This is a genomic window from Pedobacter sp. NJ-S-72 (assembly GCF_053890575.1).
In genome coordinates this window covers 3,044,355-3,066,108 of sequence record NZ_CM132681.1, presented here as the reverse complement: position 1 = coordinate 3,066,108, position 21,754 = coordinate 3,044,355, and the positions used below count along the sequence as shown (strand labels likewise).

Below are 21,754 nucleotides of genomic sequence, written 5' to 3'. Positions count from 1 at the left end.
CCTCATTTATTTTTTTTTTTTAAAAGAGAGGCATAGTCTTCGGGCGATTTAATCCGGATCTCTAAAAGTACGCTTCGAAGGATATTATAGTAACCGGAATATTGGAAATTCAGATCAGAACTGCTGGTGCTAACCAGGTAACCGACAAGATTGGCCTCGTCCTCACGGGCTATCCCCAGTTCATGCGAAATTTCATGACAGGTGATAAAGGGCAGGTTTATTGCCGGGATCAGCATGTTGACATTGGCTTCGCCCGAAGGGGGAGCATAATAGCCTTCTATACCCATTTTAGTGATAGTTAGTTCAAGTATCACTGGTTTAACTGCCGGAATCCTGTAGGTAAATAAAGAATTGGTTTGAGCTAATTTGTCGCAGGCAGTTTTAGAGCCACTTTCCAGTTCTTTGATATTGAATTCTTTTTGGGTGCCAGTCTGCTTTATTTTTTGCTTAATTGTATTTACGCGGTTAATCAGGAAATCACCCAATAGCACAAGATCTTTTGTAGTGTATTTTTGATTACTGAGACCTAATTGACTCGAAATTGATGGCCTGGAATAATTCAGGCCCCAAAGGAGCTTAAATGTTATATATAGGATCAGCGTAAAATTAGCTAGCTGCAATGGGAAAAAGAATTGCAATTGTTGTCCTGGTGTTCTGTTTTTTTTTTTTTCTGATCGCTTTAAAGACAGACCACAGGCAATAAATAATTAAGAGCAGATAGAGAAAATCGCCCACCGCAAAAGGAAACGGTGAGCTGATCAGGCGTTGTACGACCGAAGTCAGTTGATAAATGCCAGTGGAATAAATAGATTCTGTCAATTTACTGCTCAATCCTAAAAGGAAGATCAGTAAAGCGATACAGCTCAAAATAATTAAACGGCGGATTTTTGACTTGATCGCAGGATTCATCTGTATATTATCTGTTGAAAGCTAGTCTTTTTCCTGTTTCATTGGTCATGAACTTTCCTTTTTGATAAGCAAGATTCCCGGAAATAAAGGTATGTGTAATATCAGCTTTGAAGGTTTGTCCTTCAAAAGGAGACCACCCGCATTTATATAAAATATTTGCCTTGGTTACTTTAACAGGATCATTCAGCGCTACAAGTACTAAATCTGCCCAGTATCCTTCTCTGATAAATCCTCTTCTGTCAATCTGGAAGCAGGTAGCTAGCTACATTATGTGCAGTTTTCTCGACTATTTTTTCCAGTGAAATTTTTCCCTGGTGATACATTTCCAGCAGTGCAGAAAGCGCATGTTGTACTAATGGGCCTCCCGCTGGTGCTTTCAAATAAGACTGGGCTTTTTCTTCTGAAGTATGAGGGGCATGGTCTGTCGCAATTACATCGATATGGCCATCTAATACGCCTTTTAAAATTGCGTCCCTGTCTGCTGCGGTCTTAACAGCCGGGTTCCATTTAATCAGGTTTCCTTTCTCTGCATAATCCTGATCGCTGAACCATAGATGGTGTACGCAGGCTTCGGCAGTAATTCTTTTGTCCTTCAGCGGAGTAATGGCATCAAATAATGCGATTTCTTTGGCTGTAGAGATGTGAAGAATATGCACACGCGTGTTGTGTTTTTTGGCAAGTGAAACGGCAAGTGACGAAGAAATGTAACAAGCTTCGGCATTGCGGATCAGCGGATGCATATCTATAGTAATATCCTCTCCGTATTTTTTGAAAAAGCAGCCATGCCATGTTAGTCCTGATGGTCAGCTCATCTTCACAATGTGTAGCCACAAGCATCGGTGCTTCTCTGAAAATATTGTCTAAGACCTGTTCGTTATCTACCAGCATGTTTCCGGTAGAGGAACCCATAAATACTTTAATCCCGCATACCTGGCCCGGGTCAGTTTTCAGGACTTCTTCGATGTTGTCATTGGAAGCACCCATGAAAAAGGAATAATTGGCCAGTGAAAGTTCTGAGGCAATCTGATATTTATCGGCTAGTAAACCTTGTGTTAAGGTATTAGGAACTGTGTTGGGCATTTCCATGAAGGAAGTAATCCCTCCGGCAACGGCAGCCATACTTTCTGTAAAGATGTCTGCTTTGTGGGTTAAACCAGGTTCTCTGAAATGTACCTGGTCGTCAATCATACCGGGTAACAGGTGTAACCCTTCTGCATTGATTTCCTGATCTGCGGACCTGTTTATCACCGGACTGATTTCTTCAATTAATTAATCGTCTTTGATAAATACGTCCGCGACATAGATTTTTCCTTCGTTAACTAAGGTTGCGGCTTTTATAAGGATGGTGTTCATATTGCCAAATCTAAGGATTTTGAAGCAATATTTTTTTGTCTGATTGCAATTGCTAAAGTGAAAGGCAAGGTTAAATATACGATTATTTTTGTACTAGTTACAAGCTTAACTGATTTAAAACCAATTAATATGACTAATTTTGGAAATGACTATTAAACACGTATTAACCAAGACACAGGAAAGCTTTATAAAAAAACACAAAATCCCGGCGGATTTGCTGTTTGACGCACAAGGAGAGGGGATGACAGAAGAGCTAAAGGAGCGTATGTCTGAGACAAACACAGTCTTCGCATACAACACTGTAGGTTGTACTAAAGATGATAATCATAATTTCAAAACTATTGCAGGTCATTGTCCACAATGTGAAACAGGAAAAATTGCACTTTTATTAAGAGAGCATGAAGCTGGTTTTATTTACATTGTTGCTGGTTCAAGAAAAGGAACTTTAATTAAAGTTGGTTCTACAAGTAATATCATTGACAGAATCAAAAGTTTAAACATGCCTAAAACCAGATATGCTGGTTTTGATGACTGGGTACTTTTATATGATGCAAGAACTGCTACACAAGGAAGAAGCGAACGTAAGATTCAGCAAAAACTAAGTGAAAACAAAGTTAATTACCTGGTAGAAAAAAGCGGAAAAGCAACTGACTCTGGTGAATTATACAGATGTTCGTACAATAAAGCTAAGGATGCAATTACAGCTTTGGAAACTGAAGAATCTTTCGAGTTTACACAAGTACATGAAAAAAGAGATTTAATCCCTGATTATCAATTCAAGAATTTAAAAGCAAGAGTACAGGTTGCTGCTGTTGAAGCGTAACCTCATATAATTACTTTCTTTTTTTTTTAATTGCTTTTAGCAGGCTGGTAATTTTCAGGTGGTGTTTCACGCCACAGATCTGAAAAATGTGATTACCGGTGCTGTTAATTATATTATATTTGCAAAATGCCAAAACCATTCGAAGAGTTCAACCTTAACAGACAGATTTTAAATGCTGTTGCTGATGCAGGGTTTACGGTTGCTACTCCAATACAAGAAAAAGCAATCGCACCGGTTTTATCGGGACAGGATATTTTTGGTATCGCTGAGACAGGAACTGGAAAAACGGCAGCTTATGTGCTGCCTATATTAATGCAGCTTAAATATGCACAGGGCGATGCTCCGCGTGCTTTAATACTTGCACCTACACGTGAGTTAGCGATGCAGATCGCTGAACATGTTAAAATATTTTCAAAATATACAGATTTACGTTCGGTAGTTGTTTTTGGAGGAATCGGGCCGAAAACACAGATAGAACAGATCAAAGCTGGTGTAGATATTATTATAGCTACTCCGGGCCGTTTCCTTGATATTTATCTTGCCGGGCATATTAATACACAATACCTGAAATTCCTGGTATTGGATGAAGCGGATAAAATGATGGATATGGGCTTTATTGGCTCTATTCACAGAATCCTTGAAGTTGTACCGCGCAAAAGACAAAATTTGCTTTTCTCGGCAACAATGAGTGATCTGGTACATAAAATTGCTGGTGATTTCCTTAAAAATCCAACAATCATTGAAGTTGGACAACAAGCTACTCCGGCGCAAACAGTTACGCAGGGATTATATGAAGTTCCTAACTTCAAGACCAAAATCAATCTTTTACAGCATTTACTAAAGAATGAAATAGACTTTAAACGTCTGATTATCTTTTGTAAGACTAAAACTGTTGCTGATAATATTTTCAGTTTTATTGAACGAAGATATGGTGCAGCCGAAGTAAGAGTTATCCATGCTAATAAAGGACAGAATACGAGAATTAATTCAATCAATAGTTTTAAAGAGGGAAATATCCGTGTACTGGTAGCTACTGATGTAGCTTCACGTGGGATTGATGTTGCTGAGGTTAGTCATGTAATTAACTTTGATGTTTGATGTCCCTATTATTATTGAGGATTATGTTCACCGTATTGGCCGTACCGGAAGGGCATATGCTAAAGGTGATGCGCTTACTTTCTGTACCGAAGCTGAAAAGTATTATATCAAAAAAATTGAGAAACTGATGCGTCAGACTATTCCTGTAATGGAATTGCCTAAAGAGGTTTTCGTAGAGGAAACCCCGTATGAGGAGCGTCAGTATATTGCAAGAGAGGTCGATAACCAGAAAAGGAAAGATGATCCTGATTTCAAGGGTGCTTTCCATGAGAAAAAACATGCTGCTGCAATTGCTGCTGCCGCTGCTGCTTCTGCTAAGAAAAAGATGGATAAAACTCCGGCCTGGAAGAAAAGGAAATTCAAAAAAACCTAGACTTGAAATTAACTCCGTTAAATATCGTTACTTCGGGCTGCCTGGTATTGGCTCTGCTGCTGTTTTTCAGCCCGGATAAACAGCTTCCTGTACAAAAAGGGATGAATGGGTTATTAATAGGTCTTTGTATTTTAACTGCATTATTGCTTTCATTTCAGATCTGATTTTCCGGAAGTTTATACCTTTGCTGGGCAAGCTATGGATAGTAGAATGTGCTTTGATCGTATTTACTGTAGTTTTAATGGTTATTCTAAGGGTTTCTTTGGGATAATTTTATTACAGGATAAGAGGGAAAGCCTGCCGGAAAGCTTTGGAAACAATAAAAAACACGAAAAACAACAATTACATTGTAATGAAAACAGCAGAAATTAAAATAACGGTTGAGCTTGATGATAATAACGTTCCTGAGAACTTAATGTGGGAATCTACGGATGCAGAAACTCAGGAAAAAGTTCCGGTGAAATCTATGATGCTGGCTTTATGGGATCATAATTATAAGAATTCAATGCGTATCGATCTTTGGACTAAAGATATGCCTGTAGATGAGATGAAAAGATTCTTTTATGAGACTTTGCAGACTATGGGTGATAGCTTTTTGAAAGCAACAGGGGAGACTTTGATCATTGAAGATTTAAGAGATTACTGTGCGCATTTTGCTGATAAAATGGGGATAGATCCAGGGAAGTAATTCTCGAACAAATAAAAAGCAGAAGGGGTATTTCTGGCCGCGTTCACCGAAAGGTGAACAATGCCAGAAATACCCCTTCTGCTTTTTATTTGCCATATTCTTACGTATACTGGATTGGAGGAGCTGCTGGGGATTGCGTATTGAACTGCTTATTTGGTTAACTGGTGAAATAGCTTGTTGGTTGCTTAAAGGGATGTGGTAACATCTATTGATGTGTTTTTTAAGTTAAATTGTTTGTGTTTAAATTAAGTTTAGTAGTTTTATTGCTCAGGATTTAAAGAAATGGAACAATTAAAAGAACGGTTAACTAGCTTAGAAAGAGTGATTCAGGAATTAGTTGGTAGTGTAGAACTCGGAATTGCTAAAATTAATGAAAGGCTTGATAAGATTGAGGCCAGACTTGAACGGATTGAAGGAAGGCTTGATAAGATTGAGGCCAGACTTGACAGAGTAGAAGAAAGGCTTGATAAGATTGAGGCCAGACTTGACAGAGTAGAAGAAAGGCTTGATAAGATTGAAGCCAGACTTGAACGGATTGAAGGAAGGCTTGATAAGATTGAGGCCAGACTTGACAGAGTAGAAGAAAGGCTTGATAAGATTGAGGCCAGACTTGACAGAGTAGAAGAAAGGCTTGATAAGATTGAGGCCAGACTTGACAGAGTAGAAGAAAGGCTTGATAAGATTGAGGCTAGACTTGATAGGGTAGAAGAAAGGGTTGATCAGCTAGAGGCAAGACTTCATAGTCTTGAAAAAAGGATGGGTAGATTTGACGAAAGGTTTGATGGAGCGGATGTCAAATTCGATGTGATTCAACTTAATTTTGATAACATTGATAGAAAACTAGATTTTGTGATTCAGGAAATAGTTAAAATTGATGGGGTTACCAGATATGTAGATATAGATAGAAATCTAAAAACAATAAAGCCTTAAAGCGAAGAATAAAGAAAAGAGGGAACCTCAATCAGAGACTTTCCTTTCCTGGGGTAATTATTATCATCACTGAAAAATAATTTGTGAATTATCTTAGGTCAAATTCAGTAAATAGATGATACTTTTGTCTCTGTTTATTTAAAATACTCTTTTTTATGAAGATTCAAGGTGTGATTGGTGCCTTATTGATGGCTATAGGAGGGATGTGTCCTCTGGTGCATGTACCTATTATTGGAAACTGGAACTATTTCGGGATTGACCAGTCTTTAGGGACTATCTTTTATGCGATCGTTGTTTTAGCTTTTTTAGGGGCATTCCTGAATAAAACGGGTTTACTACGGTTTTGTGGGTGGGCTGCTGTTGGGATGGTTATTCTGACGCTGGCTGCGGTATGGTTTAAATCGCATGATTATTTTAGTTTTATACATTTCAAAAAACTGATCAACCTGGCTTCAGGTATGGTGAAATATAAATGGGGCTGGTTTGTGATTTTAGCTGGAGTATTACCCTTAATTACAGTGGGAAGGCCGATTGTTATACAGCAGGTTCCTGTAGTTCCGTTATCAGAAGTTTAACGGAAGCTGCCCGTGCCGGGAGATTTCACGCTCGTGATTCAGCAGCCATTGTTTACGCCAGAGAGCTGCACCAAAGCCAATGAGTTTACCGCTGCTGCCGATTACACGGTGGCAGGGTACGACAATAGCAAGGTTATTTTTGCCATTTGCACTCGCTATAGTACCACGCTACAGTAGTCTTTTATCATAGAAGTACAATATAATCAATATTTAAGAGGGAAATAAGTCTCCTGCAGTAAAAAAACAATCCATAAAATTATCTTTGTGCCGAAATGCAGTTAATAAAGGAAGTCAAATATTTAATTGGAAAAGAGTTGTTGCTGGAGTGGCGCTCAAAATATGCTTTAAATGGTGTAGTTCTGTATGTAGTATCCACTGTGTTTGTCTGTTTTCTTTCCTTTGTGTCGCTGAAAGGGGTAACCTGGAATGCGCTGTTCTGGATTATCATGCTATTTGCATCTATTAATGCAGTTTCTAAAAGCTTTCTTCAGGAAAGTAAGGGAAGGCAATTATATATCTATACCATTGCAAGCCCACTGGCATTAATTATATCCAAAACTATTTACAATATCTTTCTGATGTTGCTCCTGACGCTGATTGCTTTAGGCTTTTATACGCTGGTTTTTGATTATGTCCCGGAAGATATGTGGCTGTATCTTGTCGCTACAATATTAGGTAGTCTGAGCTTTTCAACCATATTTACGATGATCTCAGCAATAGCGTCTAAAGCTGGTAATGGAGGGATGCTGATGGCTATTTTAAGTTTTCCGGTAATTATACCGGTCATTACTGTATTGATCAAGCTAAGTAAAAATGCAATTGACGGACTGGACAGAAGTGTGAGTCTGGACGAAATAGGAATTCTTTTGATTATCAATGTATTGGTTGCTGTGTTCTCCCTGATGTTATTTCCTTACTTATGGCGCGACTAGGAAATTATAACTGGCAGTTAAGGGAAATTTAAAAATTAACTAAAATATATAAAGCTTTGTTACCTTTGAACTCGCAAAATTAAACTGATCATGCCAAATTGTGATTTGTTTAATAAGCGATCTTAAATCTGAAATAAATGTATAAATCCTGGTGGAAAATTTTGGGAGCAGTTCTGGTAGTTTATTCTACAGTATTTGGCTTCTTGTCTTCAGTTCCTGCTTTACCAATCTTGCATCAAAGCATTAGAAATCTATATTTCCATGTACCAATGTGGTTCAGTATGATCGTGCTTTTTAGTGTTTCGGTATATCATAGTATCAAATATCTGAGCAATAATAATGAAGAACATGATATGAAAGCCGTGCAAAGTGTCAATGCAGGTGTGGTGTTCGGTATCCTGGGAATAATTACAGGTGCAATCTGGGCCAAATTTACCTGGGGTCAGGCCTGGAGTTTTGATGTAAAGCAAAATTTTGCAGCTATTGCCCTTTTATTATATTTCGCTTACCTCGTACTCAGAAATGCAATTGATGAAGATCAGAAAAGAGCAAAAATTGCAGCGATCTACAATATTTTCGCCTTTCCGATGATGGTTGTTTTACTTTTTGTATTACCACGGTTATCAGATTCATTGCATCCTGGTAATGGCGGTAACCCTGGATTTAATGCCTATGATCTGGACAGCCATATGAGAATGGTCTTTTATCCGGCTTGTTTAGGCTGGATATTAATCGGTTACTGGATATACACTTTACTTTTCAGAGTGTCCTCTTTAGAGAAAAACAAAACAGCATAATTCTATAAAATCATTAAATATAGCGATGAAACCATCATGATTTATTCAAACCACGTAGTGGGATAAATAAATCTGATAGCTTCATCACCGATAAAAAACAATTATATACGGATGAAAAAAATTATTACTACAGTCCTGATGTTAATGGTTACTCTGCAGCTTTTTGCACAGGATCAGGCTTCTGCAATTACTGATACCCTTGCCGGATCAGAGAAAATCTATGTGGTTGCTGTTTGTGCAGCAGTTATTTTACTGGGACTAATCTTTTTCCTGTTCTCAATTGACCGCAGATTAAAAAAAATAGAAAAAAAATCTTAAGGTATAAAAATTATTTTAAAGCCTTTAACACAGGTTTTTGGCTCATTTTAAGTGGGGTGTTTCACTTACACTAAGCAATTATTAATTTGTATTAATCGTTTTTTTTTTTTTTAGTGCAATTTTGCAGGATTAGAATAAGAACATAATTCAAATTCATAAAAATCAAATAATGGCTACTACAGCAAACGAGACAAATTTTTTTACAGACGTCTGTAAAAACTTTGATAACGCAGCCCAATTCACCGGTCACCCAGAGGGTTTACTATCCCAAATTAAAGCTTGTAACAGTGTTTATCGTTTCCAGTTTCCAATTCGCAGAGGAAATGGGTTCGAGGTAATTGATGCATGGCGTGTTGAACACTCTCACCACATGAGTCCTACCAAAGGAGGGATTCGTTACAGTGAGTGAATGGTTAATGAAGATGAGGTAATGGCATTGGCGGCATTAATGACTTATAAATGCGCAATCGTGAATGTTCCTTTTGGTGGTGCAAAAGGTGGAATTAAAATCACACCCAAAAACTATACAACAGGTGAATTAGAAAATATCACCCGCCGTTATACTACAGAGTTAATTAAAAAGAATTTTATCGGTCCTGGTATTGATGTTCCTGCTCCTGATTATGGATCTGGTGAACGTGAAATGAGCTGGATCGCTGATACATATATGACAATGAATCCAGGTCAGCTGGATGCTTTAGGTTGTGTTACTGGTAAGCCAATTGCTTTACATGGTATCCGCGGACGTAAAGAAGCTACTGGCCGTGGTGTTGCTTACGCAGTAAGAGAATGTGTAAGAGTAACTGAAGATATGCAGAAAATCGGTCTTAAAGCTGGTTTGGATGACAAAAGAGTTATTGTTCAGGGATTAGGAAATGTAGGGTACCACTCTGCAAAGTTCCTTACTTACTGAATTTGGTGCTACTATTGTTGGTCTTTGTGAGTTTGAAGGTGCGATCTACAATGAGAACGGACTTAACGTTGACGAAGTGTTCGCACATCGTAAATTAACAGGTTCAATCTTAGGTTTCCCAGGAGCTAAAGAATTCAAAAATTCTATGGAAGGTCTGGAACAACCCTGTGATATCCTTGTTCCTGCGGCTTTAGAGAACCAAATCACTGCAGAAAACATCAGAAACATCAAAGCGAAAATTATCGCTGAAGGTGCAAACGGCCCATGTACTCCTGAAGCTGAAGAAATCTTCACTGAAATGGGCGGTATTATCATTCCTGATATGTACTGTAATGCAGGTGGTGTAACTGTTTCTTACTTTGAGTGGTTGAAAAACCTTTCTCACGTAGCTTTTGGCCGTATGGAAAAACGTTATGCTGAAAACTCAAATGCTAATTTAATTAATACATTAGAAAGCTTAACAGGTCAGAGTATTCCTGCTGAACACCGTTTAATGATTGTTAAAGGTGCTTCTGAATTAGAATTAGTAAATTCAGGATTAGAAGATACAATGATCCATTCTTACCATGAGATCAGAGAGACTTTGGTAACTAAACCTGGTATCCAGACTTTAAGAACTGCTGCTTTTGTTGGTTCAATCGACAAAATTGCTGTTTCTTACATGAACTTAGGTATCTGGCCATAAGCCTCATCTAAATAAATATTGGATCCGCAACGTGTAAAACGTTGCGGATTTTTTTGTGAAATGGATTTTTGAAAAACTCTTCGCAAAAAATCATTCCATCAATATGACATTCATCTTGAAATCCCCGCTGCTGTAATTTCGTATATTGGTTTGGAGGAATGATTCTTATGGTTATCTCAAATAACAGAACTGGCATATATTTATTAGTAATCAGCTTAATATTCGCTTCCTGCTCTGGAAGAGAACAAAAAATATCCATTAATAACGGATTCGCTGTTTTACCACAGCCTAATTCTAATGAAGCTGTTGCAACCTTGCAGGAGGGTGTTTTTGGGCTATGCAGGAAAGCATGATCCAGTTGAAAGGAGTAAACACTGTAATCAGTGGTTATGCAGGAGGAAGTACGGTAAATCCTACCTATGAAGATGTTTTGACCAAGAATACCGGCCACGCAGAGTCAGTTCAGGTTTATTATAATCCGGCAATAATTTCTTATGCGCAATTGCTGCGTGCTTTTTTCTTTGCTCATAATCCCACCGAATTGAACAGACAGGGGCCGGATGTAGGTAATGATTACCGGTCGATTGCTTTTTACCGTAGTCCTGAAGAACTAAAGACAATTAGCAAAGTTATGTCCGAAATGGAAGCTGCTAAATACTATCCCAGTAGTTTTGTTACAGAACTGGAACCTTTTCAGGTCTTTTATCCTGCAGAAAGTTCACATCAGGATTATTATGAGCGAAATTTATGGGATCCTTACATCAGAAGTGTTTCCAGACCAAAAGTGATGCATGTAAGGAAAGAACTGCCTCAAACTGATTAAAAATGAATACCTTAAATAGATTGCTTCTGCTTATTTTGAATAGGATAGCTGGCATTATGTCGTTTATTTGTCAGGCAACTATCAATATTTTGTCATCTAAAGTAATAGCCGGTGTCTAAGGGATATTAGGTACTTATATTTTTTATCTTTGTGTACTCTTTTAATTGGTTAGGGAAGGAGGTTCGTGTAAGCAAGCTATATCCTGTTTAAACCGGCGGAGCCGGTTTGAGTTTTAACTATGAAACCATCATGTACAGCAGAACATCAACCGAATTGAACAAAATCGGGTAGTACATGATAGCTTCATCACCATTAAAAACAAATTTATACTGATGAAAAAGCAGCATAAGCATTATTTTAAATAATGTACACCTGCAAACATCAATTTTGACAAAAAACGATATATTCTCATGAAGAAAAGTGCAATTATTGGCTTAATTACAATAGCTATCTGTGTTTGTTTCCTGGTAAGCTTAAATGCTGACACCAGTAACTATTCTACTTTTACAGAGGCGGCTAAAGACTCCAGAGAGTTTCACGTAATGGGACATTGGGCAAAAGAAAAGGGAACTTATTATGATGCTTTAAAAGATGCTAATCATTTTTCATTCTATATGAAAGATGAAAAAGGTGATATTGAAAAAGTCATCTACAGTGGGACTAAACCACAAGACTTTGAGCGTTCTGAAAAACTCGTGTTGATCGGTAAGATGAATAAAGGAACTTTTTACGCTTCTAAAATATTAATGAAGTGCCCCTCTAAATATAATAACGACCTAGTAGAGATTAAGCAGGACGGACAGGTTAAACGATACAAATAATTTTTTTAATGGACATACAATTCACAGGAGAAACCCTCCTCCCCGCAAAGTTGGGCAGTTTTTTATTGTTTTAGCGTTTGCCGCTGCACTACTATCAACGATTTCTTATTTCTTTGCAACCCGCAATAAAGATCTTGCTGACAAATCCTGGCAACGGTTGGGGAGAATAGCATTTTTAACTAATCTGTTTAGTGTAATTGGAATTGGGGTAACACTGTTCTATCTGATCCTTAATCATTATAACGAATATTATTACGTTTATTCGCACTCTTCAAAAACACTTCCTGTATATTATATCGTTTCCGCATTCTGGGAAGGACAGGAAGGTAGTTTCTGGCTTTGGGCATTCTGGCAGGCACTTTTAGGTACTATCCTGATGTGGAAAGCAAAGACCTGGGAAAATGGTGTGATGACGGTTGTTGCCTTCTCACAGGTGTTTTTAACCTCCATGTTATTGGGTGTCCAGATCTTCGGAGAACGTATCGGAAGTTCTCCTTTTATCCTTTTAAGGGATGCTGTAAACCTGAAAGATATGGCCCCGGTAGTATTTGCCGATGCTGAAAACTATAAAAACTATCTGAAATTTATTACTGATGGCAGAGGGTTAAATCCACTGCTGCAGAATTACTGGATGGTTATTCACCCGCCAACCTTATTTCTTGGTTTCGCGAGTATGATTGTCCCTTTTGCTTATGTGATTACTGGCTTATGGCAAAAAAGATATAAAGAGTGGGTAAAACCTGCTATGCCATGGGCTTTGTTTGCTGTAATGGTTTTAGGAACAGGAATTATCATGGGCTCTTTCTGGGCTTATGAAGCACTGAACTTTGGTGGATTCTGGGCATGGGACCCGGTTGAGAATGCTTCATTGATTCCATGGTTAACCTTAATTGGTGCTGTCCATGTGATGATTGCTTTCAAAAATACAGGTCATGCTTTCTTTACCTCTATTGCACTGGTTCTGGTAAGTTTCATCTTAGTGTTATACGCTTCTTTCTTAACCAGAAGTGGTATCCTTGGTGAAACATCTGTACACTCGTTCACCGATTTGGGAATGTTTGGTCACCTGATTCTTTACAATGTGGTATTCCTTGCAATTCCGGTCATCCTGATCATTTTGCGCTGGAAAGAATTACCTATTACGAATAAAGACGAAGAAACTTATTCAAGAGAATTCTGGATGTTCATTGGTGCTCTTGTGGTAACCGTAGCCTGTATCCAGGTTATTTTCTCGACATCTGTTCCCGTATTCAATAAAGCTTTCGGAACTAACTTTGCCCCACCTATTGATGCCATCAAATATTATAATCAATGGCAGGCTCCGTTTGCTATCCTGATTACAATGATTTCAGGTTTCTCTCAGTTCTTAAAATATAAACGTACAGATACCCGTAAATTCTATAGTAGCCTGGTTGCAACTTTAATCATTTCGGTTGTGGTTACAGCAGGGTTTGTCTATGTAACTAACGTATATAATAACCTGATCTATATTTTACTGTCTTTCAGTTGTATGTTTGCTATTCTTTCCAATGCACGTGTCCTTACACAAGGGTTTAGTGGTAAAGGTAAGCTTGTGGGAGCTGCGGTTGCGCATATAGGATTTGCCTTGTTATTAGTAGGAGCACTGGTTGCTGCTGCAACGAGCAAGCCGGTTTCTATCAATGCGACAAACTTATTCCTGTAAAGGATTTTGAGAAAGTCGAAAAACCAGGTGAGAACATGGTGCTATACAAAAATGAGCCTAAGAAAATGGGCCGTTTTACAGTTACTTATACCAATGATACTACGATAGCCCCTAATACTTATTATACACTGAACTTTAAAGTGATTGATGAGAAAACAGGTAAGCTTAAGGAAGACTTTAACCTGAACCCACGTGTTCAGATCAATGAAAAAATGGGATTGATCGCATCTCCGGATACGAAACATTATCTAACTTACGATGTGTATACGCATATCACCAGTGCTCCTGATAAAAAGGATGCGCATGCTGATAGTGATGCACAGAGTGATGAACAGAATTATAAAAAAAAACCAAGAGTTGTAACGGTAAGTACTGGTGATACTTTACATACCAGCAGTGGTATCATCACCGTAAAAGATCTTAACTTCAAACCAACTGCGAAAAGCCTTGCTTTAGCAGAAGGAGATATTGCTGTTGGGCTTCCTTTAGAAATCAACCTGAATGGTAAGATTTATAAAACTGAACCGATATTCTTAGTAAAAGGAAACAATACATTTGATTTTGCCCGTAATATTCCTGAATTAGGTTTAAGACTTAGATTTACTAAGATCCTTCCTGATCAGAAGAAAGTAGAACTGCAGGTTTTTGAAAAACCTCAGCAATCTAAAGACTGGGTTGTGTTTAAATCTATCGAATTCCCTTTTATCAATTTATATTGGGTAGGATTGATCGTGATGGTGATTGGATTTATGATTTCCATCATCAGAAGACAAAAAGAAATTAAGTCAGTCTAAGCACCTCTTTGAAATGAACATTGTTTGCATAGGTTCGGGAAATGTGGCTACACATTTTGCCATTGCTTTAAAAGCGATAGGTGCAGACATTGTTCAGGTCTGGAGTCATGATAGTAAAAATGCAGAAATTCTTGCTGCATTAACAAAAGCAACACCAATCAGCAATTGGAACGATCTGGATCGTTCTGCTGATGATGTTGTTACCTGATTGCGGTAAAGGATGATGCGATTGGTTCGGTTGCTGCACACCTGACAGATGTAAAGGGCGTGGTCGTACATACTTCGGGAGCAACACCAATGAGTGTGCTTTCAATTGTGAAAAATGGCTATGGAGTAATTTATCCATTACAAACCTTCTCTAAATCAAAAGCAGTAGATATGACCCGTGTGCCTTTATGTATTGAGGCAGATCAGGAAAGTACTTTAGAAAAGATAAGCGTTATCGCGCAGCTATTAAGCCCAAAGGTTTCTGTTGTTACTTCGGAGCAACGTGGAATTTTGCATCTTGCGGCTGTTATTGCCTGTAATTTTAGCAATCATCTTTATCAGCTGAGCAGTGAGTTACTAGAACAGCACAATCTTAAATTCGATTTATTGAAACCATTAATTCTGGAGACAGCAGAAAAAGTGCAGTCTGCATCACCGGCTGAAGCACAAACCGGCCCGGCTAGCAGAAACGACCAGAAGACTATAAGAAAAAACATCGATTTGATTTGCTGAACGGTAGACCCGAATTGCAGAAAATCTATGAAACATTAAGTAATAGCATTAAAAAAAAAAACGCATCTATAACAGGATTCCCGTTTTTGCTGCTTATTTTTGAGAACAATTATGAATATTTATCAATTAACAGTCAATTTTGAAGAAAAGGGTAAAGCGCAGATTCAACTACCAATTGCCGGAGGAGAATCAGTTCTTGAAGTTTGCCTTGATAACGGAATAGACCTACAACATAACTGCGGCGGTGTTTGCGGTTGTAGTACCTGTCATGTATATGTGACTAAAGGAATGGACAACATTCAGGAAATATCTGATAAAGAAGAAGATTTCATTGATAGGGCAGTAAGTCCAAAGATTTCTTCCAGATTAGGTTGCCAGTGTGTAGTGATTAACGGAAATATCGAAGTCACTATCCCTAACCAGTCAGAATTTTTAGGCCATTAATTATAATAAAAACAAAGAAAAACATGCAGGATAAGTTTGCTTTACCCTATTCACTGGCAAGATCACGAAGATATCGCTCAGGAATTATATGAAAAATTTGGTGATGATTTTAATGAATCTAAAATCTACCGTATCAGGTTTACTGAATTGGTTGACTGGGTTCTTTCATTGCCTAATTTCAAAGGTACAAGAGAAGAAAGCAATGAAGGTCACCTGGAGCAAATCCAGTCTGCCTGGGTTTACGAGTGGAGAGATAACCAAGACTAAATGTTACTGCAAAAACTTAAAGGAATTACGACATTCGTTTTTGATGTCGATGGCGTCTTAACAAACGGCGACGTCATAGCTACGGATTCCGGAGAGTTGATGCGTACTTTCAATATTAAAGACGGCTATGCTTTACAGCTGGCCGTTAAAAAGGGATACCATGTTTGTATTATTTCCGGAGGCCGTGGTCAGGCAATGGAAAAACGCTTTGAAGGTTTAGGTATTCCTGATGTTTTTTTAGGAGTTTCTGATAAAGTTGAAGTATTCAATGATTATCTGGAGATCTATAAAATCAAACCTAAGCAGGTCTTATACATGGGGGATGATATTCCAGATCTTAATGTGATGAAGCTTGTAGGCATTCCTGCCTGTCCGGCTGATGCCTGTACTGATATCAAAGCTATCTGTGATTATATCTCACCTTTTAAAGGAGGCAGGACAGCAGCGAGAGACGTGATCGAAAAAAAGTCCTTAGAGTGCAGGGAAAATGGTTTGATGCCAATCCTTCAGCAGTCGATTCCAGTATATAAGTTACACAACGATTTTAAACCTTCCCTTAGTTTTTAACTCTATCTCTAAAAAAACAAAGAATAGATATATGAAGAAATTATTGATGATTTGCGGTATGTTATTCGGTGTAATAACATTTGCACATGCACAAGGTGGAAACCGTGGTGGTACACCAGAAGAAAGAGCAACAAAATCTACTGCTCAACTGACTAAAAAATTAACGCTGACAGCTGACCAGCAAACAAAAATCCATGATATCCTTTTAGATCAGAATATACTCAAATGAACAAAGCACGCGAAGAAGCGGGTGATGATAGAAAAGCAATGCGTACAAAAATGATGACGCTGATGCAGGGAAATAATGAAAAAATCAAAGCAGTATTGACTGACGATCAGAAAAAAGCATACGAGACTTTTCTGGAAGAGAGAAGAAACGCAATGAAGAACAGAGCTGGGGGACAGGGAGGCGATAAGCCTGCCGATAACTAAAGCATGTTAAGCTATAGCTTATTCAAATAACTAAAATAACAAAATAATAGAAGCGGCTTTGGGCCGCTTTTATTATTTTAGCGCAAAAATAAATATGTACAAGCAAACAACTCCTCTTATTCTGGCTTCTAAATCACCCCGCAGACAAGAACTGATGCAATTGATGGGGCTCGACTTTAAGGTTTTACTAAAAGATGTGGATGAGAGTTATCCTGAGCAGCTTTCACCTGAAGAAATCGCCTGTTATATCTCAGAAAAAAAAAAAAAAAATGGCATTTGTTGAAGAACGGTTAACCAACCTGGTGATTACTGCAGATACTATCGTGGCTTATAATGGTGAAATACTAGGGAAACCAGAAGATGCTGCGCATGCTAAAGTGATGCTGGAAAAGTTATCAGGAACCAGTCACCAGGTATATACAGGAGTAAGTCTGGCTTATAAAGACAAGCTTAAAACTTTTTTTGACCGTACAGAAGTGCGTTTCAGAGTCCTGACTACAGAAGAAATAGAACACTACATCAATAAATACAGCCCATTGGATAAAGCAGGTTCTTATGGAATACAAGACTGGCTTGGGTTTATCGCAGTAGAGAAAATAGAAGGTTCTTATACGAATGTAATGGGATTACCAACAGAAAAGCTTTATATGGAGCTGTCAAATTTCTGATCTGCCCAAATACGATATAATACACCCATTTTTAGATCATAAGTAGATAAGCTGATTGCTTTTAATCCCGTTTCGCTAATTATATAATTGGTCAGCAGCGCAGCGATGACAATCATATCCACTCTAAGTGGAATGAGGTTTGGCATCGATACCCGCTCTGCGTGAGTAGAAGCAATCAGTTTTTCAGAAAGACTATGATATTGATCTATATCCAGGCTGGCTGAACCCAATGTTTTTAAATCAACATTCTCTAACAGCATGGCTGCGAAAGTTTCAAATGCACCTGCAGAACCTACTAAAACCTGAGGTTGATACTTTTGACAGGCTATCTTCAGATCGGCTAATTCTTCATCAAGATGTTTCTTAATCGCAGACTGGTCTTCCGCACTGATCGGATCAGTATGGAAATAGGCCTGCAATAATCTTGCAGCACCTATATTATAACTTTTCTTCCATAAAGGGCCATCAGGATTGCAGATAATGAATTCGGTGCTGCCACCACCAATGTCCATAATCAGTGATTGCTGATTAATTACACCAGTAGCTTTAACTCCGTTAAAGATATAGGCAGCTTCATCTTCACCACTGATGATCTCAATAGCTATACCCGCTATCCTAAGTGCTGCAATAACAAAATCCTTCCCATTGGCAGCACTACGTACCGCAGAGGTCGCTGTTGCCCGGACTATTTTTACCTGATGTGCATCTATTTCATTTTTAAAACCCTTTAGAGCCTGTATACCACGTTCAAAAGCCTCAGGGATAATCATATTCTCATTGATACGGCCTTGTCCTAACTGGACAGGCAAATTCGTTTTGTAAATGACCTCAACACCAGTAGGGGTGAGGTCTGCTATAATCAAGTGAAAAGTATTCGTCCCTAAGTCAATAACCGCTGCTCTCATTTGTTTCGTTAATTCTTTTTGTAAGTTAATTCTTAATGAACTGTTCTTCTCTGTAGTTTTAATTTTTGTACGTAAACCACTTTAGCATTTCTTTCAGGCTGGTTTTCTTGCCATACATTAATATACCCACTCTGTATATCCTTGAAGCTACCCATACTGTACCTATAAATCCAATCACTAATAAACCCATTGATAAAGCCAGCTGCCAGTTTGGTACGCCATAAGGTAATCTGACCATCATCGCTATAGGAGAGGTAAAAGGAATCATTGATAACCAAAAGGCGATGTTGCCATATGGATCATTCGTGACTACGCTTAATGATAATACATACCCCAGTGTCAATGGCATCATGACGGGCATTATAAATTGCTGTGTCTCTGTTTCACTGTCCACTGCTGAACCTATAGCTGCATAAAGCGCACTATAGAATAAGTAACCACCTATAAAGAAGAATAGAAAAACCAGTAAGATCTTAGTCAGATCGAGGTTTGCCATACTCTTTTGTACATAAGCAATCGGTCCATTATCTGTAACCTGTTTGTCTATCTGTTTGTCTATCCGGGCACCAGTTTTTGCCTGTACAGCAGAAACAGCCATAGGCGCCAAATCCTTTTTATCTACAAAAAGTTTAACTGCTAATGTCGAAATTGAGGCAGACAGCAATATCCAGAGTACAAACTGTGTGAGCCCTACTAAGGCAATACCGATAATTTTTTGCCATCATCAGCTGGAAAGGTTTTACCGAAGAAATCATCACCTCGATAATTCTGCTCGTTTTTTCCTCAATCACACCACGCATCACCTGGATGCCATAAATTAAAATAAACATGAACATCAAAATACCGGCCGCAGAACCAATAATAGTTGTTGCCCCGGCACTGGAATCTTCTTCCTTCCCGGCTTCATCTATTTTTTTATTATCTATACTGACCGAAGACTTCAGTTTGTCCAGATCTTCCTGTGCAATCCCGCTTTCTTTAAGTTTCTGAATCCGGATCGTATTTTCTACATCATCAACCACTTTGCTGTTCATGGATAATCCAGCCTGTTTATTACCTAAAAGCTGTATCCCGGATGGGGCATCCAAACTAAAATCCGGCAGGTAAAGGATATAATCAAAACCATCTTTTTCCAGACTGGATTTCATTTCTGCCAATGATTTATTGACATAAACATAAGAGGTATTCTTAGTAGAAGTCAGTTTTTCAGTCAGTGTTTTATTTTCACTGACGACAGCTATCTTATTATTAGTAGACGAAGCGCCCTGAATAGAAAAATAGATAAGCAGGCCATAAAAACCTGCAACAATAATCGGAGTCAGCAAAGTCATGACGATGAATGATTTTTTTTCTGACCCGGCTTAGGTATTCTCTTTGTATAATGAGTAAAATCTTGTGCATAACCTTAATTTTTTTGTTTAACCTGGTCAATAAAAATGTCATTCATCGTAGGGATTACTTCGTCCAGACGGTGAATATTTACTACTGGCAGCAGTACAGATAACAGCTGGTTAGCAGTCTTTCCTTCCGCTAACTGCACCTTCAATGTAGTTTTGCCTTTGTGCACATCTTTTTGCAGTACATCGAATATTTCTGTTCCAATTACGGGGCTATATTCTCCCTCGTACTCCACCCAGTAAGTATTGTTCCGGTATTTCTCTTTGATATCAGCTACAGAACCATCCAGTATTTTTTTAGAATGATGAATCAATGCGATACTGTCACATAATTCTTCCACAGACTCCATACGGTGAGTAGAAAAGATAAATGTCGCACCCTGTTTATTCAGTTCCAGGATTTCATTCTTTATAATATCTGCATTTACCGGGTCAAAACCAGAAAAAGGTTCATCCAGGATAATCAGTTCAGGTTCATGCAGTACAGTAGCTACAAACTGTACCTTTTGCTGCATACCCTTACTTAGATCTTCTACTTTTTTATTCCACCAGCTTCCCATTTCCAGTTTTTCAAACCAGAACCTAACTCTTTTTGTGGCCTCAGCAGAACTCATCCCTTTCAATCTGGCGAGATACATGACCTGTTCGCCGATCTCCATTTTTTTGTATAAACCGCGTTCTTCAGGAAGATATCCGATTTGCGAGATGTGCGAAGCATTTAAACGTTGCCCGTTAAAGATCACCTCACCACTATCTGGTGCAGTAATCTGCGTAATAATTCTGATAAGGGATGTTTTACCGGCGCCATTGGGTCCCAGTAAGTAAGCCGAATATCTTGCCTTGTTCTACACTCAGACTCACGTCGTCCAAAGCAAGATGCGTAGCATATTGTTTAACAATATTATTTACGTTAAGCATTTTTAATTTAGTTTTTTAGTTAACCGTTAGACTAAAATCTGACAAAATGTTACAGGTTCTTAATCTTTGGAACCCGTTAATGTAATTAACTGTTTTGCATTGGTTAATGCCGACGTGCCCCATGTATTGTTGAAATATACGAATAATGTCTTAGGCTCAGTTATTATGGATTTAACGAATGTAACTATTTCCTGCCTGGTATAAAGAGATTTATAAAGAACTGGCTTGCCATGAAACCGGTAATAGACAGGGTCATTAAATTGAATTACCCCATCAGGCAAGGCCGATGGATAACTCAGTCCGCTAAAAGTCAGGTGATTATTTTTGAATTCAGTCATTACATTATTGTTCCACCAGCTGATATGTCTGAATTCAACAACGTTGTGAAATACCGGATCTAAATTTTCCAGAAGAAGCGACAGTCTTTCTTCTGTATAAGTAAAAGAGGGTGGGAGCTGAAATAATACACAACCTAATTTATCCCTGAGTCCGGTAGTAATAACCTCATAGAAGTCATTAATCAACTCTTTAGCTTCATTGAATTTATTGTAATGTGTAATTGTCCTGGGTGCTTTAATGGTGAAAATAAAATCCGCCGGACTTGAATCGTACCACGTATTAAAGCTTTTTAGAGATGGTTGTTTATAAAAAAAGAAGAATTGATTTCTATCGTGTTGAAGTGCTGGCAATAATAGCTGAACCATTCCTTTTGAGGTAAACCGGCAGGATAGAAGATATCTTTCCACTCTTTATAATAATAGCCTGAGCAGCCAATTCTCCATTTTATAGCTTGATGTGCTTCCATATGCGGTTTTTTAGATTAAACAACGATTATGGGGCAAAGTTTTTATATAAAAAACAGGCTGCATCTTGTTGGATACAGCCTGTTTCTAAATTTTCGTTTAAATTTTACGGAACTT

Annotated in this window: 27 protein-coding genes and 6 pseudogenes; 22 read left to right on the top strand and 11 right to left on the bottom strand. The window is 38.2% G+C overall.

Features of this window, described 5'->3' with window-relative positions; genetic code table 11:
• Window positions 1-2 precede the first annotated feature (2 nt).
• The 3 genes and pseudogenes from ACWYN3_RS20610 to ACWYN3_RS20600 form a co-directional block, all read right to left on the bottom strand.
• Window positions 3-620 (bottom strand): DUF3810 domain-containing protein, encoded by a 618-nt coding sequence (locus tag ACWYN3_RS20610; protein WP_456222794.1) that lies wholly within the window; start codon window positions 618-620, stop codon window positions 3-5.
• The gene (locus tag ACWYN3_RS20605; RefSeq protein ID WP_456222793.1) at window positions 607-909 is read right to left on the bottom strand and encodes a DUF3810 family protein; all 303 of its coding nucleotides are present in this window, start codon (window positions 907-909) and stop codon (window positions 607-609) included. The genes ACWYN3_RS20610 and ACWYN3_RS20605 overlap by 14 nt, the downstream gene beginning before the upstream one ends.
• A 7-nt stretch (window positions 910-916) precedes the next feature.
• Window positions 917-2,262, bottom strand: a pseudogene (locus tag ACWYN3_RS20600) (dihydroorotase).
• A 145-nt stretch (window positions 2,263-2,407) separates the two neighbouring features.
• Here ACWYN3_RS20600 and ACWYN3_RS20595 point away from each other — a divergent pair.
• The 6 genes and pseudogenes from ACWYN3_RS20595 to ACWYN3_RS20570 all read left to right on the top strand — a co-directional run bounded on the left by ACWYN3_RS20595 (window position 2,408) and on the right by ACWYN3_RS20570 (window position 6,749).
• Complete coding sequence (locus ACWYN3_RS20595; RefSeq protein ID WP_456222792.1) at window positions 2,408-3,085, top strand: GIY-YIG nuclease family protein; 678 nt, start codon at window positions 2,408-2,410, stop codon at window positions 3,083-3,085.
• 126 nt (window positions 3,086-3,211) lie between these two features.
• Window positions 3,212-4,556: pseudogene (locus tag ACWYN3_RS20590) on the top strand (DEAD/DEAH box helicase).
• Between the two features lie 2 nt (window positions 4,557-4,558).
• Window positions 4,559-4,720 (top strand): hypothetical protein, encoded by a 162-nt coding sequence (locus ACWYN3_RS20585; RefSeq protein ID WP_456222791.1) that lies wholly within the window; start codon window positions 4,559-4,561, stop codon window positions 4,718-4,720.
• 188 nt (window positions 4,721-4,908) lie between these two features.
• Window positions 4,909-5,244, top strand: coding sequence for a gliding motility protein GldC (gene gldC / locus ACWYN3_RS20580; RefSeq protein WP_068395129.1), 336 nt, complete (start codon window positions 4,909-4,911; stop codon window positions 5,242-5,244).
• Window positions 5,245-5,526: 282 nt separating this feature from the next.
• Entirely contained in the window at window positions 5,527-6,174 is a 648-nt protein-coding gene (locus tag ACWYN3_RS20575; protein ID WP_456222790.1) for a hypothetical protein, read from the top strand.
• Window positions 6,175-6,329: 155 nt separating this feature from the next.
• Window positions 6,330-6,749: a hypothetical protein gene (locus tag ACWYN3_RS20570; protein WP_456222789.1), complete on the top strand. Its 420-nt coding sequence runs from the start codon at window positions 6,330-6,332 to the stop codon at window positions 6,747-6,749.
• Here ACWYN3_RS20570 and ACWYN3_RS20565 read toward each other — a convergent pair.
• Window positions 6,738-6,908 (bottom strand): methylated-DNA--[protein]-cysteine S-methyltransferase, encoded by a 171-nt coding sequence (locus ACWYN3_RS20565; RefSeq protein ID WP_456223091.1) that lies wholly within the window; start codon window positions 6,906-6,908, stop codon window positions 6,738-6,740. The genes ACWYN3_RS20570 and ACWYN3_RS20565 overlap by 12 nt on opposite strands.
• Before the next feature lie 113 nt (window positions 6,909-7,021).
• On the opposite strand from ACWYN3_RS20565, the gene ACWYN3_RS20560 reads away from it, so the two are divergent.
• From ACWYN3_RS20560 to ACWYN3_RS20545, 4 genes and pseudogenes are all read left to right on the top strand, one after another.
• On the top strand, window positions 7,022-7,681 hold the full coding sequence (locus tag ACWYN3_RS20560) for a heme exporter protein CcmB (protein ID WP_456222788.1): 660 nt from the start codon (window positions 7,022-7,024) through the stop codon (window positions 7,679-7,681).
• Between the two features lie 137 nt (window positions 7,682-7,818).
• Entirely contained in the window at window positions 7,819-8,478 is a 660-nt protein-coding gene (gene ccsA, locus ACWYN3_RS20555) for a cytochrome c biogenesis protein CcsA (RefSeq protein ID WP_456222787.1), read from the top strand.
• A gap of 111 nt (window positions 8,479-8,589) precedes the next feature.
• Entirely contained in the window at window positions 8,590-8,796 is a 207-nt protein-coding gene (locus tag ACWYN3_RS20550; RefSeq protein ID WP_456222786.1) for a CcmD family protein, read from the top strand.
• Between the two features lie 169 nt (window positions 8,797-8,965).
• Window positions 8,966-10,394: pseudogene (locus tag ACWYN3_RS20545) on the top strand (Glu/Leu/Phe/Val family dehydrogenase).
• A gap of 7 nt (window positions 10,395-10,401) precedes the next feature.
• On the opposite strand, the gene ACWYN3_RS20540 reads toward ACWYN3_RS20545, so the two are convergent.
• Window positions 10,402-10,653: a hypothetical protein gene (locus ACWYN3_RS20540; protein WP_456222785.1), complete on the bottom strand. Its 252-nt coding sequence runs from the start codon at window positions 10,651-10,653 to the stop codon at window positions 10,402-10,404.
• Between the two features lie 78 nt (window positions 10,654-10,731).
• On the opposite strand from ACWYN3_RS20540, the gene msrA reads away from it, so the two are divergent.
• The 12 genes and pseudogenes from msrA to ACWYN3_RS20480 all read left to right on the top strand — a co-directional run bounded on the left by msrA (window position 10,732) and on the right by ACWYN3_RS20480 (window position 17,614).
• Window positions 10,732-11,217: a peptide-methionine (S)-S-oxide reductase MsrA gene (gene msrA, locus ACWYN3_RS20535; RefSeq protein WP_456222784.1), complete on the top strand. Its 486-nt coding sequence runs from the start codon at window positions 10,732-10,734 to the stop codon at window positions 11,215-11,217.
• 410 nt (window positions 11,218-11,627) lie between these two features.
• Window positions 11,628-12,038, top strand: a complete 411-nt coding sequence (locus ACWYN3_RS20530; protein WP_183869486.1) for a cytochrome c maturation protein CcmE domain-containing protein — start codon at window positions 11,628-11,630, stop codon at window positions 12,036-12,038.
• A gap of 8 nt (window positions 12,039-12,046) precedes the next feature.
• Window positions 12,047-14,516 (top strand): annotated as a pseudogene (locus ACWYN3_RS20525) (heme lyase CcmF/NrfE family subunit).
• 13 nt (window positions 14,517-14,529) lie between these two features.
• Window positions 14,530-14,724 (top strand): hypothetical protein, encoded by a 195-nt coding sequence (locus tag ACWYN3_RS20520; protein ID WP_456222783.1) that lies wholly within the window; start codon window positions 14,530-14,532, stop codon window positions 14,722-14,724.
• 59 nt (window positions 14,725-14,783) lie between these two features.
• Window positions 14,784-15,236: a Rossmann-like and DUF2520 domain-containing protein gene (locus tag ACWYN3_RS20515; RefSeq protein WP_456222782.1), complete on the top strand. Its 453-nt coding sequence runs from the start codon at window positions 14,784-14,786 to the stop codon at window positions 15,234-15,236.
• 111 nt (window positions 15,237-15,347) lie between these two features.
• Window positions 15,348-15,680, top strand: coding sequence for a 2Fe-2S iron-sulfur cluster-binding protein (locus tag ACWYN3_RS20510; protein ID WP_456222781.1), 333 nt, complete (start codon window positions 15,348-15,350; stop codon window positions 15,678-15,680).
• A gap of 23 nt (window positions 15,681-15,703) precedes the next feature.
• A pseudogene (gene iscX / locus ACWYN3_RS20505) lies at window positions 15,704-15,947 on the top strand (Fe-S cluster assembly protein IscX).
• Window positions 15,948-16,514 carry a KdsC family phosphatase gene (locus ACWYN3_RS20500; RefSeq protein ID WP_456222780.1) on the top strand — a complete coding sequence of 189 codons (567 nt, stop codon included), beginning with the start codon at window positions 15,948-15,950 and terminating at the stop codon, window positions 16,512-16,514.
• 31 nt (window positions 16,515-16,545) lie between these two features.
• Window positions 16,546-16,743, top strand: a complete 198-nt coding sequence (locus ACWYN3_RS20495) for a hypothetical protein (protein ID WP_456222779.1) — start codon at window positions 16,546-16,548, stop codon at window positions 16,741-16,743.
• A complete protein-coding gene (locus tag ACWYN3_RS20490; protein ID WP_456222778.1) occupies window positions 16,740-16,946 on the top strand; it encodes a hypothetical protein in 207 nt (68 codons plus the stop codon). Before ACWYN3_RS20495 ends, ACWYN3_RS20490 begins: the two co-directional genes overlap by 4 nt.
• A gap of 94 nt (window positions 16,947-17,040) precedes the next feature.
• Window positions 17,041-17,229: a Maf family protein gene (locus ACWYN3_RS20485; protein WP_456222777.1), complete on the top strand. Its 189-nt coding sequence runs from the start codon at window positions 17,041-17,043 to the stop codon at window positions 17,227-17,229.
• On the top strand, window positions 17,216-17,614 hold the full coding sequence (locus ACWYN3_RS20480; RefSeq protein WP_456222776.1) for a Maf family nucleotide pyrophosphatase: 399 nt from the start codon (window positions 17,216-17,218) through the stop codon (window positions 17,612-17,614). Before ACWYN3_RS20485 ends, ACWYN3_RS20480 begins: the two co-directional genes overlap by 14 nt.
• Here the strand turns inward: ACWYN3_RS20480 and ACWYN3_RS20475 are convergent.
• From ACWYN3_RS20475 to ACWYN3_RS20450, 6 genes and pseudogenes are all read right to left on the bottom strand, one after another.
• Window positions 17,590-18,519, bottom strand: coding sequence for a Ppx/GppA phosphatase family protein (locus ACWYN3_RS20475; RefSeq protein WP_456222775.1), 930 nt, complete (start codon window positions 18,517-18,519; stop codon window positions 17,590-17,592). The two genes, ACWYN3_RS20480 and ACWYN3_RS20475, sit on opposite strands and share 25 nt — an antisense overlap.
• A gap of 58 nt (window positions 18,520-18,577) precedes the next feature.
• A pseudogene (locus ACWYN3_RS20470) lies at window positions 18,578-19,920 on the bottom strand (ABC transporter permease).
• A 4-nt stretch (window positions 19,921-19,924) separates the two neighbouring features.
• Window positions 19,925-20,683, bottom strand: coding sequence for an ABC transporter ATP-binding protein (locus tag ACWYN3_RS20465; RefSeq protein WP_456223090.1), 759 nt, complete (start codon window positions 20,681-20,683; stop codon window positions 19,925-19,927).
• A gap of 28 nt (window positions 20,684-20,711) precedes the next feature.
• Window positions 20,712-20,834: a hypothetical protein gene (locus tag ACWYN3_RS20460; protein WP_456222774.1), complete on the bottom strand. Its 123-nt coding sequence runs from the start codon at window positions 20,832-20,834 to the stop codon at window positions 20,712-20,714.
• Window positions 20,835-20,893: 59 nt separating this feature from the next.
• Window positions 20,894-21,538, bottom strand: coding sequence for a DUF72 domain-containing protein (locus ACWYN3_RS20455; RefSeq protein ID WP_456222773.1), 645 nt, complete (start codon window positions 21,536-21,538; stop codon window positions 20,894-20,896).
• Window positions 21,463-21,639 carry a DUF72 domain-containing protein gene (locus tag ACWYN3_RS20450; RefSeq protein WP_456222772.1) on the bottom strand — a complete coding sequence of 59 codons (177 nt, stop codon included), beginning with the start codon at window positions 21,637-21,639 and terminating at the stop codon, window positions 21,463-21,465. Before ACWYN3_RS20450 ends, ACWYN3_RS20455 begins: the two co-directional genes overlap by 76 nt.
• Between the last annotated feature and the right edge of the window lie 115 nt (window positions 21,640-21,754).